We start from the raw sequence: 18,139 nt of genomic DNA on the forward strand, positions 1-18,139 counted from the left end.
TAATATTCGCACCGGTTGGTGTCGGCAAAGATACGAAATGTTTAAGACATACGAAAGTCCAATCCTCTGTGGAACAGAGTTTTTTGTGCGTAGAACAAAAACTTGCTGTTAGCGCAATAGCTAAGTTTGCTGATAGAGCAAAAATTGTGGATAGCGCAACTTTGGCCTCAGCCATTTGCGATAGCCCTCTTTCGCCATTTGGACGGCGGACAGCCTTCTTTCGTCGTGAATATCTTCGTGAAATAGCTCAGCGAAAGAAACCCCGATGCCTCGGATATAGCGGCGACCGTCAGTTCCGGATGCTGCACCAACTGTTGTTTGGCGTAGGCAATGCGGAGTTCGGCAATCCATTCGCGGAATGACACGTGATAAACCATCTTGATGTATGATGAGAGGTAGGTGCGGTTGGTTACGAGTGTGGCTGCCAGTTCCTCAATGGTCAGCCCTTGACGGGTATAGCCGTCTGCAGTAATCCACTTGTCCAACCGCTCCTTGATGGTGGCGTGATAAGTTGGAAGGAGCGCATCGTCATGTTCATTGCAGTTAAGCGTTTGGCTTGTTTCCTCCATCATCTCTTTCTCTAAAATACTTTCCACCTGTTCGTAAAAAAGCAGATAGTTCAGATAGGAGCAGTAAAGATAAATGTAGAAAGGAATGCTCGACAAAATCCAAAGGAAAACGAAGCGGTCGGGGAGGAAAGTGAGCAGTCCGCAGCCAACGCCATATATCAGCGCCCACCATGTGAAGATGGACATCCAGTGGATGTAGGCGCCGATGTCCTCCGAGTGCATGTCGTCGAACAGTCGCACGGCACGGCGGTATGTGAAGATGATGTTGCGTGAAAGACAGATGCCGTAGGCAATAAGCCAAAGTGCCATGAGTGCAATTGCGGCATGTTGCATTGTTCCCTTTGACACGCCCAACAACAGCACAATGGAGAGAAGAACGTAGGCCAGCCATCCGGCGATATGCATAAGGAACCGCCTCACTCTAAAGTAATGGGGCTTGAGCAGTACCATGAAGGCGCAGTTGAAGAGCCAGTAAGTAAGGTAATAGGTGGAGAGATTCATCATGATGGCTGCCTCTTTCCAAAGAAACCGGGGAGCCACAAATAAATGCACCGAATAATTGGCTGACAGTGCCAGCAGCGCTCCGGCTATGAGGCGACGCGACATGAGATAATTGCTGAAGATGCGCTTGTCGGGTGTCTTTGCCAAAAGAAAATAGAAAGCAAAGAACAGCATCAGCACAAGAGCTATGCCGAGGGAATTGTCGTATAATGTGTAATTTGGAGAAATCATGATGTTGCGATAAATGTTGTTTGTCAATATCTGTATGGCGGAGTCAATTAGCAAGTGCAAATTTATGATTTATGCCTTAATTCCGCAACTAAGCGTGTAATTTGTTATTAACAAAAGTTTCCCTCCCAAAAATAATGGGGTGAAAATAACAGTTTCTCGATAAAAAGTTGTATCTTTGTAATCGCTAAAGAACAAAAACAACGATTTAAAGAGTAACTGTTGTGGATGCAAAATTAAGCAATTTTTCTGAGTTATCAAACATATTAAGTATTAAAAGTTCATAGCGAACCAATTTAATGGCACTTTTTACCCGTTTTGCCAAACAGCGTAATGCCGAGAACCCAAACGCCATCCGCTTTAACGAGTCTACGGAATCGAAACTGAAGGTTGCCGTTGACATGATAAAGAGAGCTTGGAGTCATAAGTGCCTGCGAGCCAAGTATGTTCTTTGTGACAGCTGGTTTACTTGTGAATATCTCATCGCCGAAGTTAGAAAGCTTGGCAAAGGAGCCTTGCATCTTGTAGGATTGGCGAAAATGGAAAAGAAGTGGCATAAAAAACTTTTTAGGTAACCGTTAAAATGCCCTGTTTATAGGGATTGATGGAACATTAAGGACTCAAAAATGCCCTATAAACTGGGATGGGAAACCTTAGTAATGTAATCCTTTTATACATTATAATTTAACCTTTGCCAAAACCTTACCGGTGGCACCCGAAAGACTCGCTACGAAGGCTCCAGCCTTATCACCAGCCTGCTTCAGGAAAGCCGCATCGTTCATCATGGAACTCATCAAGCCCTCGAAGTCCTCATAGGTATTGATTTCAAAACCGCCACCCGACTTCAGCAAGCCCTGAGCCTCCTGGAACTTCTTGTTGTTTGGACCAAAGATAACCGGCATATTCCATACAGCAGCTTCCAGAGTATTATGAATACCCACACCGAAACCACCGCCGATATAAGCCACATCACCATAATTATACATGCTGCTCAGCAATCCGAAGCAATCGATAATCAGCACATCAGCCTTGGCTGCCTCCTCAGGGGTAGTCTGCGTATAGCGTACCACCTTCTTATCCTTCAAGAGAGAAAGAATCAGCTTCAGATGTTCCTCAGCAATCACATGAGGAGCAATCAGCAGTCGCCAGTCCTTATGCTCATTGAAGAAACGGATAAAGATTTCCTCATCTGGAGGCCAGGAGCTACCAGCTACGAATACCTGATAGTCAGGATGAGATGCTTTCTCAGAAGACGCAGCAGAATCAGAACCAGCCACCCCACTTCTGAAAGCCTCGCAGATAGGCAGATGTTTAGCCGCCTGCTTAATCTGGAGTACACGGTCGAAACGGGTATCTCCTACCACATCCACATCCTTGATGCCGATGCTTTCAAGCAATCGCTTGCTTTCCTCATTCTGAACAAAGAAACGGGTAAAGCACTTCAACACACCAGCATAACTCCTGCCATACCACTTGAAGAACACCTGATCCTCACGGAAAATACTGCTCACACTATAGGTAGGAATATTGCGATGCTTCAGGATATGAAGAAAATTAGACCAGAACTCATACTTGATGAAGAAAGCCATCACAGGACGTACAAGGCGGAGGAAACGAATGGCATTCAGACGGGTATCTACTGGCATATAACAGATGATGTCTGCACCCTCATAGTTCTTGCGCACCTCATAACCTGAAGGAGAATAGAAGGTAAGCAAAATCTTATACTGCGGATATTCCTTGCGGATGCGTTCCATCAAAGGACGTCCCTGTTCAAACTCGCCGAGCGAAGCCGCATGAAACCAAATGTACTTAGCTGTAGGATCCACCTTCTGCTTCAATATCTTGAAAGCCTCACGTTCGCCACGCCACATCTTGCGCACCTTTTCATTAAACAAGCTAGCTATGGCTATGCCCCAAAGGACGAAATAGATTACGATATTATAGATCATGATATTTCTTTATATTGGTTACTATCTATAAATACGTGAACTCTCTGAGGAAAATGCCGCCACATGTGCAGAACATATTTCCCCAGAGAGATATTTATATCTGTGAATTAACCCAAAACTTCGATAGCCTTGCGAAGACGACGCAATGTCTCCTCCTTACCGAGGAAGGCAGAGATGTCGAACATTCCTGGGCCCTTACCCTCACCCACAAGAGTCAGGCGGAAGGCATTCATCACATCACCGAGCTTATAGCCCTTGTCCTCTACCCATTTCATCACGATAGGCTCCTGACCCTCGATTGAGAAGTCCTCAATACCCTCGAGTACCTCAGCGAGTTCGGTCATCTGCTGTGCAGAATACTCCTTCCAGCGCTTCTTGGCTGTCTTTGCATCATACTCTGTAGGAGGAATGAAGAAGAATGAGCACAATGGCCACAACTCATAGACGAAGTTCACACGGTCCTTCATCATGTGTACCACCTGCTTTATGCGGTCCAGAGTCTCCTCTACACCATTGTTTGCCACAATAGGTGCAAAGAGATTGGCAATCTCATCATCACTCTTCATGAGGATATACTCATGGTTGAACCAGATGCCCTTCTTGAAGTCAAACTTGGCACCAGCCTTAGAGCAACGGGAGATATCGAATGCCTTCACCAACTCATCGAGAGAGAAGATTTCCTGCTCTGTACCAGGATTCCAGCCTAGGAGCGCCAGGAAGTTGACTACAGCCTCTGGGAAGTAGCCACTCTCACGATAACCAGAAGAAACCTCACCCGTCTTAGGGTCATGCCACTCCAATGGGAATACAGGGAAACCAAGGCGATCGCCATCACGCTTAGAAAGCTTACCCTTACCCTCTGGCTTGAGGAGCAAAGGCAGGTGGGCGAAGCGAGGCATGGTATCCTCCCAACCGAAAGCCTGATAAAGGAGAACGTGCAATGGAGCACTAGGCAACCACTCCTCACCACGAATCACGTGAGAGATTTCCATCAAGTGGTCATCCACGATATTTGCCAGGTGATAAGTAGGCAATTCATCAGCACTCTTATAAAGCACCTTGTCATCCAGGATATCGCTCATCACCTTCACATCGCCACGAATCATATCGTTCACGTGAATCTCCTGACCCGGTTCAATCTTGAAGCGTACAGTATATTGCTTACCATCTGAGATGAGCTGATCTACCTCCTCCTTGGAAAGGGTAAGAGAGTTGCGCATCTGCATACGGGTATGAGCATCATACTGGAAGTTCTGAATCTCGGCACGCTTTGCCTCCAACTCCTCTGGAGTATCAAAAGCGATGTAAGCCTTGCCGTTGTCCAGGAGCTGCTGCACATACTTCTTATAGATGTCGCGACGCTCACTCTGGCGATAAGGACCATGCTCACCACCGAAGCTCACACCCTCGTCAAACTGGATGCCGAGCCATTTGAAAGATTCCAGGATATACTCCTCAGCTCCAGGAACGAAACGATGAGAGTCAGTATCCTCAATACGGAACACAAGCTCACCACCATGCTGGCGAGCAAACAAATAATTATAGAGGGCGGTACGAACACCACCAATGTGCAATGCACCTGTAGGACTTGGGGCGAAACGCACCCTTACTTTTCTATCTGTCATGTCTTATTTTATAGCTTATTTCAAATTTTTCTGCAAATTTACATCTTTTTTTGCGATTATAATAGTTTTTTTTCGTATTTTCGCACTGTAAATAGAATAATTAGACGAAAATGAGCATATTCAACAACCCAGAACACAATTATTGGCGTAATTTTGCCACAAAAGCAGTTCTTATCTGCGTAACCGTTGCCATCATTGTTTGGTTCTTGCCACACAATGAAGGAAGACAGTATCGGTATGATGTAGGAAAGCCTTGGATGTACGGTTCCGTCATCGCAAAATTTGATTTTCCTATTTACAAGACAGATGAATCTATCAAGCATGAGCAAGACTCTTTGCTGAAACAGTTTCTGCCTTATTATACCGTCAATCCTAATACGGAAAATGTACAGGTGCACCGGTTCCGACACGACTTCAGCCAGGGCATTCCCGGACTGCCTAAAGAGTATGTTGAGCTCATAGCCCAGCAGCTGCACAAAATCTATCAAACCGGAATCATCAATACCCCGGAATACAACCGTATCTATAAAGACTCCACGAGCATGATTCGCATCATCAGCGGAAAGAATGTCCGTAGCGTCCCTATCGGCAGTTTCTATTCTACCATTGCTGCCTACGAGCGAATATTCTTCGACGAAAGGATAGCCGCACAGCGCCAGATTCTGTCACGCTGCAACCTTAATAATTATATCGAGGCAAACCTCATTTACGACAAAGAACGAAGTGAAACCGAGAAGAATGATATGCTCAGCAGTATTCCGCTCGCCAGTGGCATGGTGATGAGCGGTCAGAAAATCATAGACCGTGGTGAAGTGATTACCGACAACACCTACCGTGTGCTTTGTTCTTTTGACAAAGAGATGAAGCGCCGCAGTTCTACAGCAGACGAAATCACGACAACCATCATCGGTCAGATTCTTTTCGTCTTCATCCTGGTCATCATGTTCACCAGCTACCTCAGCCTGTTCCGGAAAGACTATTTCGACAAGCCCCGCAGTATCACCATGCTCTATGCGATGATAACGCTGTTCCCTATTTTTGTTTCACTCATCATGAGTCATAACTTCTTCAGCGTTTATATCATCCCATTTGCCATGACACCAATATTCGTGCGCGTCTTCATGGATTCGCGTACAGCATTCATCACCCATGTCACGATGATACTTATCTGTGCGGCAGCCGTAAAATACCAGTACGAGTTTATCATCGTACAGTTGGCTTCCGGTCTGGTTGCCATCTATACGTTACGCGAACTTTCCAAGCGTTCTCAGATATTCATCACAGCCTTGCTGGTTGCCCTTGCCAGTGGCGTGGTATACTTTGCACTTCAGCTGATGCAGGATAATCAGGTGTTCAATATCGATCGCAATATGTACACCTATTTTACCATCAACGGTATTTTCCTCCTGTTGTCTTACCCGCTGATGTATATCATCGAAAAGATGTTCGGATTCACCTCCAACGTGACGCTCTTCGAGTTGTCAAACACCAACAAGGGACTGCTCCGCAATCTGAGTGAGATAGCACCGGGTACCTTCCAGCATTCCATCACCGTAGGTAACCTGGCTGCAGAAATCGCCAACCGCATCGAGGCAAACAGTCTGCTGGTACGTACAGGAGCCCTCTATCACGATATCGGAAAAATGACCAACCCGGTTTTCTTTACCGAAAATCAGGCTGGCGTAAATCCACACGACCAGCTGAGTGACCTGGAAAGTGCACAAATCATCATCAATCACGTATACGAAGGCTTGAAGATGGCAGAGAAGGTTGGCTTACCGGGCATCATCAAAGACTTCATTACTACGCATCATGGCATGGGAATCACCAAATTTTTCTATGTCAACTATTGCAATGCCCATCCTACAGAGGTGGTTGATAAATCCCTGTTCCAGTATCCGGGTCCTAACCCTTTCACCCGTGAACAGGCGATATTGATGATGGCAGATACTGTAGAAGCTGCCTCCCGTTCAATGCATGAATATACCGAGGAAAGCATCAGCAACCTGGTGAACAAGTTGATTGATGGTCAGGTAGCTGATGGTTTCTTCAAGGAATGTCCGATTACATTCCGCGATATAGCCCTTGCCAAACAGGTTCTTATCGAACGTTTGAAGGCAATTTACCACACTCGCATCTCCTATCCTCATTTAAATGGAGATGCCAAGAGTGCAACAACAGCCAAGGCATAGAAAACGCCATGTAAGGCTATCCCCCCAAAATGGCAACTATGAGCCCATTATTTTGCACACAAATTAACTTCTGTGCAGATTAATGGGCTTTTTGCGTTAATATACTTTAAATAAATACGCCAAACGACAGTAAAATAGAACATTCTTGTTACCTTTGCGGACGTTTTTGTTTAAAATAATTAAAATGAAGAAACTAAAATTAGTTAGTCTTGCCATTGCGATGGCTTCAGCAGCCCCTTCTTTTGCAGGTGGTTTGCTCACTAACACCAATCAACATGTAGCATTCAACAGAATGATGAGCCGTGAGGCTTCTATTGGTATCGACGGTGTTTATTACAATCCAGCAGGAGTTGTATTCATGGGTGAAGGAAAGCATCTTGCCATCAACTGGCAGTTGGCTTACCAGACACGTAGCATTGAGAATGATTATGCATTGTTCACAAACAATGTGAACAATCCTATTACTCCTCGTACATTCAAGGGCAAGGCTTTTGCACCTGTTATCCCTTCTTTCCAGTATGCTTATAATAAAGGTAGATGGTCTCTCCAGGCTGGCTTCGCCCTCACCGGTGGTGGCGGTAAGTGTACTTTTGATAATGGATTGGGCTCTTTCGAGAAAATCGTAGCTGAGACTGCAATGGCTGCTTGCGGTTTGGCAAGAACTGTTGACAACGTATTGGGCAATACACTTGGACAGCCAGGAATGCAAATGTTTACAACCGACCAAGCTTTCGGTCAGAAAGGCGAATATAGTTACAATAGCTATATGCATGGTCGTCAGTACTATTACGGTCTCTCTGTAGGTGCTGCATACAAATTCAGCGACAATTTCAGCGCATTTGCAGGCGTACGTGGTGTCTATGCTTCAACAAACTACTATGGATATGTTGAAAACATCAAGGTAGGCAACATGCCTCTGTACAAGGTTCTCGACCCTAACAAGGAAAATGCAGCCAACATTGAATTGAGCTGTGACCAGAGCGGCATCGGCTTTACTCCTATCATCGGTGTAGACTTCAAGACAGGCAAGTGGAACTTCTCTGCAAAATATGAGTTCAAGACTCGCATACGTTTGAAGAACAAGGCTGTAAATCAGGCTCCTAGTATCAGTGCTCTCCCAGACAACTTGTCCAGACAGATGGTTGAAACATTGACTCAGGTGTTCACAAATAAGGGGATGACTCCAGAGAATGCTCAAGCTGTAGCAGCAAATACTACTCAAGCTGTTTTGACTAACGATGATGTAGTAAAGACAATGGCTGGCTTGAAGACCGAGTTCGACGCCAAGCTCGAAGAGGCTATCGGCGAATACGAAGATGGCAAGAAGATTGCTGGTGATATGCCTGCTTATCTGGCACTCGGTGTTGGCTACAGTCCAGTAAATACAGTAAGAGTAAACGTAGGTTTCCACTGGTTCGATGACAAGCACGCTACATCTTACAACAACCGACAGGAGAAGTTAAAGCGTGGTACATTGGAGTACAACGCAGGTGTCGAGGTAGACGTAAACAAGAAGATTACCTTGAGTACTGGCTGGCAGAATACCAACTATGGTTTGCCTGATGAGAACCTTGACACCCCAACTTCAAAAAGATACATGGACGACAAATCGTTCGTTGTCAGCTCCAACTCTGCTGCCATCGGTGGTGTCTACCACATCAATAAGAAGATGGATTTGAACGTGGCTTATTTCCATACCTTCTATCAGCACAAGAAGACTTCAGAGAATGTCCAGCTCACAGCCCAGAAGAACTTCAGCTACAACTCTGACTATACTCGTAACAACAATGTGTTTGCAGTTGGTCTCGACATCAATTTCTAAAAAGAATTCACTTTCTTTTCATAAGAAAACACATAACTACAATTATAAAGGCTATCCCGCAGCAGGCAGGATAGCCTTTTCAATTATAGCGGATCTACATCATAGTAGATTTGCAAAGCTCCATATCTCGGATCTTTCAGCATCATGTTCTGGGCATACTTCAAGTATTCCCTTACCTTCATCTGGTCGATTCCATTCTCCAACTTGATGACTAACTTGCGGATATTCATGGTCTTTACCCTTGCTACGGCTGGCTTATCCGGACCTAGCACACGCTCACCAAACCATCCTCTTAAGGTTTTGCCCAGTTCAAAACTAGCCTGCTGACATATCTTTTCATGCTTATGTTTCAGGAACACGTTGATAAGATGGAAAAAAGGCGGATAATGAAACATCTTTCTCTCTTCCAGGATTCCCTTGAACAATCCCTCGTAATCATTATGCACCACCTGTCCGATAACTGGCAAGGTAGGATTCTTGGTTTGCAGGATTACCAGTCCCCGCTTTCCCTTTCTTCCTGCTCTTCCACTCACCTGTGCCATCATCATAAAAGCATGCTCATAAGCACGGAAATCAGGATAGCTGAGCATCGAATCAGCATTCAGGATACCCACCACACTCACTTTATCGAAATCCAAGCCCTTCGAAATCATCTGCGTACCTATCAGAAGGTTCGTCTTTCCCGAAGAGAAATCGGATATCAGTCGCTCATAGGCATTTCGGGTACGGGTTGTATCTAAGTCCATTCGGGCGATACGGGCTTCGGGGAAGATTTCTGCTATCTGGTCTTCGATGCGTTCCGTTCCTATTCCCCTGCCCATCAACTCGGTACTTCCACAGTTCGGACATTCCGTTGGTACAGGATAGGTATAGCCGCAATAATGACAGGTCAGGAGATTGATACTCTTATGCAACGTAAGCGATACGTCACAGTTCTTGCATTTTGGTACCCATCCGCACACCTTGCATTCTATCATCGGAGCAAATCCTCTTCGGTTTTGGAAGAGGATGGCCTGCTCTCCATTCTTCAATGCCTGTCTCACTGCCGCCAGAAGTTGAGGAGAATAAGCTCCTGTCATCATCTTGCGATGGCGCAGATCTTTCACATCCACCACTTGTATCTCTGGCAGTTGGATATCCTTATATCTTGTTTTCAGTTCTACCAGTCCGTATTTCCCCTGCTGCGCATTATAATAACTCTCCATGGAAGGAGTAGCTGTTCCCAGCAGAACCTTGGCGTCAGCATACATATTAGCCAGCATGATGGCTGCACTGCGGGCATGATAGCGTGGAGCCGGATCCTGCTGCTTGAAGGATGTCTCGTGCTCTTCATCTATGATGACAAGTCCCAGCCTTTGGAAAGGCAGGAAGACGGCACTTCTCGCTCCCAATATCACGTCATAAGGCTTGCCAGACAACTGCTTTTGCCAGATTTCCACACGCTCAGCATCACTGTATTTCGAGTGATAGATACCCAGACGGTCACCGAAGACCTTGTGCAACCGCTCCATAATCTGTACGGTTAGGGCGATTTCCGGCAACAGATAAAGCACCTGTTTGTGCTCTTCGATGGCTTTTCTGATGAGATGGATATAGATTTCCGTCTTTCCACTGGAAGTAACACCATGCAGAAGTACCACGTTTTTCTTCATCATCTGCATCAGTATCTGATTATAGGCATCCTGCTGCGCCATGGATAAGGGTTTGATCAAATCCAGATGCGCCTCACCCGAAGTATTCAATCTGCCCACTTCCAACTCGTAAGTAAAGAGAATGCCACGGTCGATAAGCGCCTTCACGACAGCCGCCGTACAGTGGGCTTCGTTCATCAGCTCTTCCTTCGTTACCTTCCTGATACCTTCCCGTGGAGTATCTCCCTCCAGACTATCCCAATGAGAAAGGGTGAGGAAGGTGGTAAGAGCCTTCGACTGCTTCAACGCACGCTGCACCATATTGAGAGCCACATGCAGCGCCTGCTCATTCCGGAATCCACTTGCCAGCTCCACATAGAGTTCCATCTTGGGCTTGAATTTCTCGGTAGATTTCATTCCCGAAGGCATGGCAGCATTATATACATCTCCCAGTGAAGACATATAGTAACTGCTGACCCATTGCCAGAGCCGGTATTGCTGCGGCAGAAGAGTAGGACATTCATCCAGCACCGCATCTATCGGCTTGCAGTCGAAGTTGGGCTTCTCGGAATGAACATCCGCAACCATGGCAATATACTTCTTGCTTTTGCCTAATGGCACCAGCACTCGCATACCGGGCACGACCTTTTCTTCCATCCCTGCAGGGATAGAATAAGTAAAGGTTCCGTCGAGCGGAAGGGGTAATATCACATCTACGTATCTCATATCTTTATCTTCTGAAACGATGGGATGCTCCACTTAGGAGTATTCGTTTTGCAAAGTTAGCAAAAAAAAAGCAGATATCCATCATTGGATACCTGCTTTTAAATATTTTAATAGGTATAGACCTCTTCCTGTCTTTGGTTAGAACCAGTAACCCAAGGCAATCTGCCAGGAATTGTTGTGGCTCTTGTCCTTACCGGCATTAGCAGCTGCATCAAGTGCTTTAGAAAGACTGGCATCAGCAGACTTGCCGCAAGCGATGTTGTAGTTTGCTGAAACCTGAAGATGATTCAACAAGGTTACACCGGCACCTACGTTTACACTGAAGTTAGACTTCTTCAAAGAATAGCTGCTTGATTCATTCCACTTGAAGTTTTTGTCACCAACGTTGATGCCCCACTGTGGACCAGCAAAGAGGAAAATATTAGCCAAACTGCTCAAGCCGAATCCGTAACGCACGTTCACAGGAATGTTGATGGACTGCTGCTTCACGTTAACCTTACCAAGTTCACCTTCAGTACCGGTATACTTGACATCAGCTTCTTTCTGGTCGTACAAAGCTGCAGCATCGAAACTCAATCCAACGATAGGCACAGTAACCTTCACCATTGGACCAACAAAGAAGCCTGTCTTGTTGGAAGCATCGAAAACTTCCTCGCTAAAAGACATGCTTGTCACATTCAAACCACCCTTCAAACCGAACTTGATCTGGGCATTTGCATTTGCGGCAAACAGCATGGCTGCCACCAGGAATACAATTGATAAAACTTTTTTCATTTTCTCTTTTTTATTTATTCTGTTAATAAAAAACATTCTTATCCTCATTTTTAATGGCGTTCACGACGAACCGTTACACGTGCAGAACCATTAGAAGAGGAACTACTCTTCGGACGGCGAGCCTTGACAGAAGCTGACTTGGAAGCTCTCACAGAAGAACTGCCACCAGCTCTACGGTTCTTCACCTTAGCCTTTCCCTTCACAGCATTGGCTGCATTGGCAATGCTGTCGAGTGAATCCTTCTTAGCCTGATCGCCCCATACATTCTTTTCGAAAGCAGCCAATTCTGCTTCTATGCGCTTCTGTTCCTTTGCCATTGCAGAATCATTAGGACAGTATTGCGCCAAAGTCTTACCCAACATATTATTGGTCTTGTAAATCTTTCCCTTATATTGGGTACGTATAAAATAATCATCCACGCTCATCACCGCAGCATTGTTCAGATTGCTGGTCATCATCTGCTGCTTGGCAAGGAAAGGAGCCAGATCATCATATTTCACCCAGAAGAGAGGATACTTGGTACCACCATCTCCGAAGTCGTCATCACGTGTCATGATAGGACAAAGTGCCAGCACCTTGGTATGGAAAGTAGCCGAACGCTGGTCGTAATAGGTAGACTCCTTGATATAATAGGTTTTCACCTCACTGGAAGGAATATCACTGTTATCCAACTTGATTCTACCGTTATTCTGCTTTTCATAATAGATATGGTAGTTGTCCAGGAAAGCCAACGGCTGCACACGGTCGGCAGCAGCAAAACTCTCGTTTCCATCCATACGATACTGATAGACGTTAATCTTGCCCGTCATCATCAGTCTGAATATTGATGTAAAGAGATTCATCTGGTTACCAATTGGCTCTACCGGATAATACAATCCTGCATTGGCATCCTCATTGAGATCCAACTCACGGTAGATATCTCTTCTCCATACCACATCCTCATCCATTGGGGCTGCAGTAGGAAAGGAAATCTGCGCACGGGTAGTCATGTTGTTGGCATTAGACTGCTGAGCCTTCTGCTGTGCCTGCTGTCTGCGAGCCTGAGGCTGAGCTATAATACCCTGCGTCATTCCCAAGAGCATGATTATGAATAATATCTTTTTCATTACTTTATACTTTGAAAATTGAACTTACTTCACGATTACTTCCATCGCAGCCGGCAGTTTTCGGGTAATCCCGTCAGGACCTACAGCCTTGATATGAGAAATATAGAAGCGTCGGTTTCTTGACAGTTTTCTGAACTCTTCGCGCTGTCGTTCAGAGAAATTGGAACCGGCTGAAGCCAGCGGGATAGCATTTCCCATGTTGTCAAAGAAAACGGTCTCGAAGCCCAACACCTTGAATGGAATATCGAGAAGTCCGTCATCAATGGCAGCATGAATGGTTGTTGCACCCATCAGAGCACCTTTCGATAGGGCACCACCTTTGAATCTATCTGTTCCCATCGCAATATAGGCGGTTGGATCAGGAAGTTTTCTTACATGGAAAACGAATGGAGGCAGACTTCTCACCTGTCCCTTATCGCGGGCTGTCACATGGATGGTAACATCCTTACCCACCGCTGAAGGTGTAGCTACGAAATGACCATTGCCCTTAGCAACGAAAGAACCGCCTGTCATGGTTGCAGAAATGGCATTTGCCGGAACACCAGGTACGCTGATACTGATAGGATTGGCATAGCCTGCATAGAGCACGTTCATCAGGTCGGCAGCAACGGTAGCTGTATTAGGAACTGGCAATACGGTATATTTCTGACTGAAGTTACGACGGATTTCCTCGCCATCCTTACCTTTCATCAGGATATAACCACTAAACCGGTGTTCTCCTACCCCACCAGCAGTAAAGCTATATCTACCATCAGCAGCCTGAAGCCGACTGCCATTGACATAAATTTCAGGTCGCTGGGTACTATCCACAGCCGCCATCACCACATGTGAATTGAAACGCTCACCGGCATACAGGGTTGTCTTTTCAGGAATCACGAAGGCATCCATTTCGCTTACATTCAGTTCTACGAGTTTCACATCCTTCTTCTTCTCGTCGCCCTTTCTCGGCTCATCCAGCAAACTTCTCTTCACCTTCTCCACCAACGACTTTCCCTTGACACCGAGTTCCTCTTCTGTAGGAGTATTCAGTGCCAACATAGCCATCAAGACGACATACATTAGATTGATCATCTTCTGGCGTGGTGATATCGGTCTTTTCTTTATTGCCATTTATTTTTCTTTTAAGTTTGCGGTCATCGCTGCAATCATACGTGCATAAATGCTGTTCAGTTGCTCTATCTGCTGAGCCATCTTCCGGGTCTGTTCATTGATCTGATCGATGGTACCAATCTGCTGACTGGCACTTTTCAACTGCATCTCATAAACCTTGGTAATACCGGTAAGCGTGCGGTTCAGGTTTTCCATCTCCTCGCTGTCACGAGTCAGACGGGAGCTCTGCTCATTAACCTTGCCAAGGGTATCTACCAGATTCTTCAGTTCATCCACATAGCTGCTCTGCACTTTCTGCATTTCCTCAGAAGCTACCTGCATTTCTGCCAAGGCATCCGTCTGAACTATTTGGGAAGCCTGGTTGGCAATACCAGCAATTGGAGAAGAAGACGCTCCTATGGTAGGAGCAGCCACATTCTTATCCTGGTATTCTACTTTATCGCCCTCCAGATATTCCTCAGTCACATGAGTGGGAAGATCTCTACCTTCAGCAGTCTTATCGAAAGGACGGTCGAAAGCTGACAGGAAGAACACGATAATCTCAGTGCCCATTCCCAGGAAGATCATCAGTTTGGCTCCGGGAAGATGCGTCAACGTGAAGAGAGTACCAGCAATAACGATACTCGCACCCCAACTATATGCATAGTTCAGGAAAGTCTGTCCCGGAACACTATCCATCCACTTCTGCAGACGATAGACAATATTATATTTACTATAGTCACCCATTTTAATTATCTCCTATTCTTATTTCTTGATGGTTTCTGCTTGGCACTCGATGTAGTAGCCAGACTTCTTACGCAACGGAATCCAATATACGAACGTGGCTGGTTCTGATATTCCCAGGAGCGCCATGCCGAACGGATAAACGATTCAGGATCTTTCCAGGAACCTCCTCTCACACTCTTCTTTTTCAATCGGTAAGGATCTTCCTTGGCTGCATTGTATTTCAGTTCCGGGTTCAAGTCGTTCATGGCGTCAACACCAGCCTCTGTATAAACGGTACTGGTCCATTCTGCCACGTTTCCCGCCATGTCGAAGAGTCCGTTTGAGTTTGGAGAGTAAATACCTACCTTACTCGTTATCAGATTTCCATCCTTGGTATAGTTACCGCGGTCTGGCTTGAAGTTGGCGTAATAACAGCCATCTCCATTCTTCACATCCTGATTGTCCCAAGGAAATTCACTCTGGTTCTTGCCTCTTGCAGCAAACTCCCATTCTGCTTCTGTAGGCAGACGGTAACGCTGTACGAATCTGGCTTCCGGTCCCAGACCTTTCAGCAGATAATCGGTACGCCATGCACAGAAGGCATTTGCCTGTTCCCATGTCACGCCCACGACCGGATAGTCATTATAGGCAGGATTGCTGAAATAACTTCTCAGATAGATTTCACTTTCCGTATTGCGGAAGTCGTTTACCCAACAGGTAGTATCAGGATAGACATTCACGATATAGGTATTCAGGAAATCCCAAGGTCCGCTCAACGGACGGTTGATGGTTTCGCTGATGATTCTTCCTTCATCATCGATATAAGCAGTATCCTTGGAAATCATCACCACTTCGTCAGGATTCACGGTAACATCCGTGTTCAGGTTACGTTCCTTCGGATTGATACGGTTTCTGCGAAGGGCTGCTGCCGAATAGTCGTAGATTTCGTATTTGTAGTTGAGCTGTCGCCAGTCTATCAGCTTTTCTCCTGTTACGGGATTGGTTTCATACAGACTTTCGTATGCTCGCATTTCATCCTCATTCGGTTTCTTTGGCAACATTTTCTTCCAGTTTACTCTCGGAGGAACAGGATCACCATTCTTATCCTCGGTAATCATATAGGTTTCATCACCACCGTAGGCTGGATCAGCCAGACGGGTACGAAGGATAGAGTCTCTCACATAAGCCACAAACTGCTTATATTCTGAATTGGTGATTTCTGTATCATCCATCCAGAATCCATCTACAGATACATCCTTTCTCGGAGTCTTCTGTCCCCATAGGGAATCCTGACTTTCCAAACCCATTTTCAGAAAGCCACGGTTCACCTTTACCATACCAAAAGGGGCTGGCTCGGCAAAACTCTTACCACTAACGCCAACAACCTCACCGCCTCTGCCAGCCATTGAAGTATACTTGGCACCGAAGCAACTGCTCAGCGTCAAGACAGCAATCAATGCACCTAGAAGCCATATATTCTTTTTCATATTCATGAGTCTTATATTATTTATTCCTGCATATCCACTTTTGTCAGAGTATTCGTACACTCTTATGTTTGTTCTTTCCTTTTTTCACAAGATTGATGTCTGTCTGATAACCGATGAAGAGTTCATGACTGCCATTTCCGGCACTGATAGACGAGGTATAGAATTCGTAGCTATATCCAAGGACTACCCCATGAAAACTTCCGCCCAAGAGAAGCGTTACAGAATGGTCAGGACTGTAGGTAGCACCGCCATACAGAAGCTTCTTGTCATATTGGTAGACCAGTCTGCCTGTCACATCTCCTCGCCAGGTGGTTCCGTCATACTTCACCAACATAGACGATTTTATTTTTAAGAACGGATTTCTCAACTGAATATTGTATCCACCTGTCAAATAATATACGGCATCTATCTTCATTTCATTGGTTTCTCCGAGTTCGATGGTGGGAGAAGTCAGATGTTGAGCAGAAAGTCCCACATACCAAGGTCCGCGCATATAATAAAGACCTACGTCCAAATCCATGCCACTACCATTAACATCGGAGGTGGCAAGAGCAGGGTCACCAGACTCTCCGGCATCAACCTTGCTACCGTCAAACTTCTCGCTGATCATGCCACCCTGCAATCCTATACCCAGCATACCCCCCAGGAGCGGTCGCTTCAGAGAATACTGTAAGGAAAGACGCTGATGAGTGAAAAGACCAATCTGGTCGTTCATCAGGTTGATTCCCACGCCATGATAGTTTTTCAGCGCATAAAGAGGCATATCCGCAGCCACATACATCGTACGGGGATTGTGTTCGAATCCTGCCATATCCAGAGCGTAAGCAGCCGTCACGTTCAGTTTTGCCTGCTTACCCACTGCTGCCGGATTAAAAGAAGGTTCCATGTCGAAGTAATGACTGAAAGAAGCGTCATACTGCGCCCAGGAACACAGGGCATCCGCCAGCACCAAACATAATATGATAAATCTTTTAAACACAATCTAATAACGGAAGAAACACGATTTTATTATATATAGAAATGAAAAAGGCTGCCCTAAGAAAAGAGCAGCCCTATCATCGACTTTAATATTCGTCGTCATTCCAGAGGAAATCATCCTTTGAAGGATAATCAGGCCAGATGTCTTCGATGCTTTCGTAAACATCCCCTTCGTCCTCTATTTCCTGCAAATTCTCCAGAACTTCCAGAGGCGCACCAGAACGAGTTGCATAGTCAATCAACTCTTCTTTTGTTGCAGGCCATGGTGCATCTTCAAGCTTTGAAGCTAATTCAAGTGTCCAATACATAGCTTAATTATTTAACGTTTTATGAATTTGGCTGCAAAAGTAATAAAATATATTGTAACTACAAGTTTTTCTCTCATTTTTTTTCATAAAAGAACATAAATTCTCTAGAAAACATATCATACAAGAAAAAAACGGGGGATAAAAGTAAAAAGGTAAAAAAGGAAAAGGGTAAAAAGGTAAAAGAGTAAAAAGGTAAAAGAGTAAAAAGGTAAAAGGAAAAAACAGCTAAAATAATCTGCGTCATCTGCGAATTGAAAATCGGCGGCCGAAGGGAAAGACAAATCTGCGTGAGAAAAAAACAATCAACATAAAATAGCAATCAGCGTGAGAAAACAAAATCCGCATGAAAACAAAAAAGCCCCGACTACTTTCGTAATCGAGGCTTCTGAAATTGAAAGAAGGCGGCTACCTACTCTCCCGCATTG

13 protein-coding genes and 1 pseudogene are annotated in these 18,139 nt (G+C 45.3%); 3 read left to right on the forward strand and 11 right to left on the reverse strand.

What is annotated here, in order from left to right; translation table 11 throughout:
• Window positions 1–167: 167 nt before the first annotated feature.
• Window positions 168–1,301: a helix-turn-helix domain-containing protein gene (locus ACTQ16_RS07015; RefSeq protein WP_441936750.1), complete on the reverse strand. Its 1,134-nt coding sequence runs from the start codon at window positions 1,299–1,301 to the stop codon at window positions 168–170.
• Window positions 1,302–1,597: 296 nt separating this feature from the next.
• On the opposite strand from ACTQ16_RS07015, the gene ACTQ16_RS07020 reads away from it, so the two are divergent.
• Window positions 1,598–1,873, forward strand: coding sequence for a hypothetical protein (locus tag ACTQ16_RS07020; protein WP_294969659.1), 276 nt, complete (start codon window positions 1,598–1,600; stop codon window positions 1,871–1,873).
• Between the two features lie 102 nt (window positions 1,874–1,975).
• Here ACTQ16_RS07020 and ACTQ16_RS07025 read toward each other — a convergent pair whose 3' ends face one another.
• Both ACTQ16_RS07025 and gltX read right to left on the reverse strand, forming a co-directional pair.
• Window positions 1,976–3,247: a 3-deoxy-D-manno-octulosonic acid transferase gene (locus tag ACTQ16_RS07025; protein WP_441936751.1), complete on the reverse strand. Its 1,272-nt coding sequence runs from the start codon at window positions 3,245–3,247 to the stop codon at window positions 1,976–1,978.
• A 110-nt stretch (window positions 3,248–3,357) separates the two neighbouring features.
• Window positions 3,358–4,875 (reverse strand): glutamate--tRNA ligase, encoded by a 1,518-nt coding sequence (gene gltX / locus ACTQ16_RS07030; RefSeq protein ID WP_441936742.1) that lies wholly within the window; start codon window positions 4,873–4,875, stop codon window positions 3,358–3,360.
• 110 nt (window positions 4,876–4,985) lie between these two features.
• Here gltX and ACTQ16_RS07035 point away from each other — a divergent pair, with 110 nt between their 5' ends.
• A complete protein-coding gene (locus ACTQ16_RS07035; RefSeq protein ID WP_295348192.1) occupies window positions 4,986–7,067 on the forward strand; it encodes an HDIG domain-containing metalloprotein in 2,082 nt (693 codons plus the stop codon).
• Between the two features lie 184 nt (window positions 7,068–7,251).
• Complete coding sequence (locus ACTQ16_RS07040; protein WP_294969653.1) at window positions 7,252–8,889, forward strand: hypothetical protein; 1,638 nt, start codon at window positions 7,252–7,254, stop codon at window positions 8,887–8,889.
• Between the two features lie 83 nt (window positions 8,890–8,972).
• Here ACTQ16_RS07040 and priA read toward each other — a convergent pair whose 3' ends face one another.
• From priA to ACTQ16_RS07080, 8 genes and pseudogenes are all read right to left on the reverse strand, one after another.
• Window positions 8,973–11,246 (reverse strand): replication restart helicase PriA, encoded by a 2,274-nt coding sequence (gene priA, locus ACTQ16_RS07045; protein ID WP_441936744.1) that lies wholly within the window; start codon window positions 11,244–11,246, stop codon window positions 8,973–8,975.
• 138 nt (window positions 11,247–11,384) lie between these two features.
• Window positions 11,385–12,020: a porin family protein gene (locus tag ACTQ16_RS07050; protein WP_294969649.1), complete on the reverse strand. Its 636-nt coding sequence runs from the start codon at window positions 12,018–12,020 to the stop codon at window positions 11,385–11,387.
• A gap of 50 nt (window positions 12,021–12,070) precedes the next feature.
• Complete coding sequence (gene gldN / locus ACTQ16_RS07055; protein ID WP_441936745.1) at window positions 12,071–13,126, reverse strand: gliding motility protein GldN; 1,056 nt, start codon at window positions 13,124–13,126, stop codon at window positions 12,071–12,073.
• Between the two features lie 24 nt (window positions 13,127–13,150).
• Window positions 13,151–14,047, reverse strand: a pseudogene (gene gldM / locus ACTQ16_RS07060) (gliding motility protein GldM); the annotation flags it as partial.
• A gap of 189 nt (window positions 14,048–14,236) precedes the next feature.
• Window positions 14,237–14,962: a T9SS inner membrane protein PorL/GldL gene (gldL, locus tag ACTQ16_RS07065; protein WP_294969642.1), complete on the reverse strand. Its 726-nt coding sequence runs from the start codon at window positions 14,960–14,962 to the stop codon at window positions 14,237–14,239.
• Between the two features lie 5 nt (window positions 14,963–14,967).
• On the reverse strand, window positions 14,968–16,428 hold the full coding sequence (locus ACTQ16_RS07070; RefSeq protein ID WP_294969639.1) for an SUMF1/EgtB/PvdO family nonheme iron enzyme: 1,461 nt from the start codon (window positions 16,426–16,428) through the stop codon (window positions 14,968–14,970).
• Between the two features lie 43 nt (window positions 16,429–16,471).
• Window positions 16,472–17,407 carry a PorP/SprF family type IX secretion system membrane protein gene (locus tag ACTQ16_RS07075; RefSeq protein ID WP_441936746.1) on the reverse strand — a complete coding sequence of 312 codons (936 nt, stop codon included), beginning with the start codon at window positions 17,405–17,407 and terminating at the stop codon, window positions 16,472–16,474.
• Between the two features lie 85 nt (window positions 17,408–17,492).
• Window positions 17,493–17,714: a DUF2795 domain-containing protein gene (locus ACTQ16_RS07080; protein ID WP_006848869.1), complete on the reverse strand. Its 222-nt coding sequence runs from the start codon at window positions 17,712–17,714 to the stop codon at window positions 17,493–17,495.
• Window positions 17,715–18,139 lie beyond the last annotated feature (425 nt).

Origin of the sequence: Prevotella sp. LCP21S3_D2, assembly GCF_052118345.1 — a bacterium.
Lineage (GTDB): Bacteria > Bacteroidota > Bacteroidia > Bacteroidales > Bacteroidaceae > Prevotella.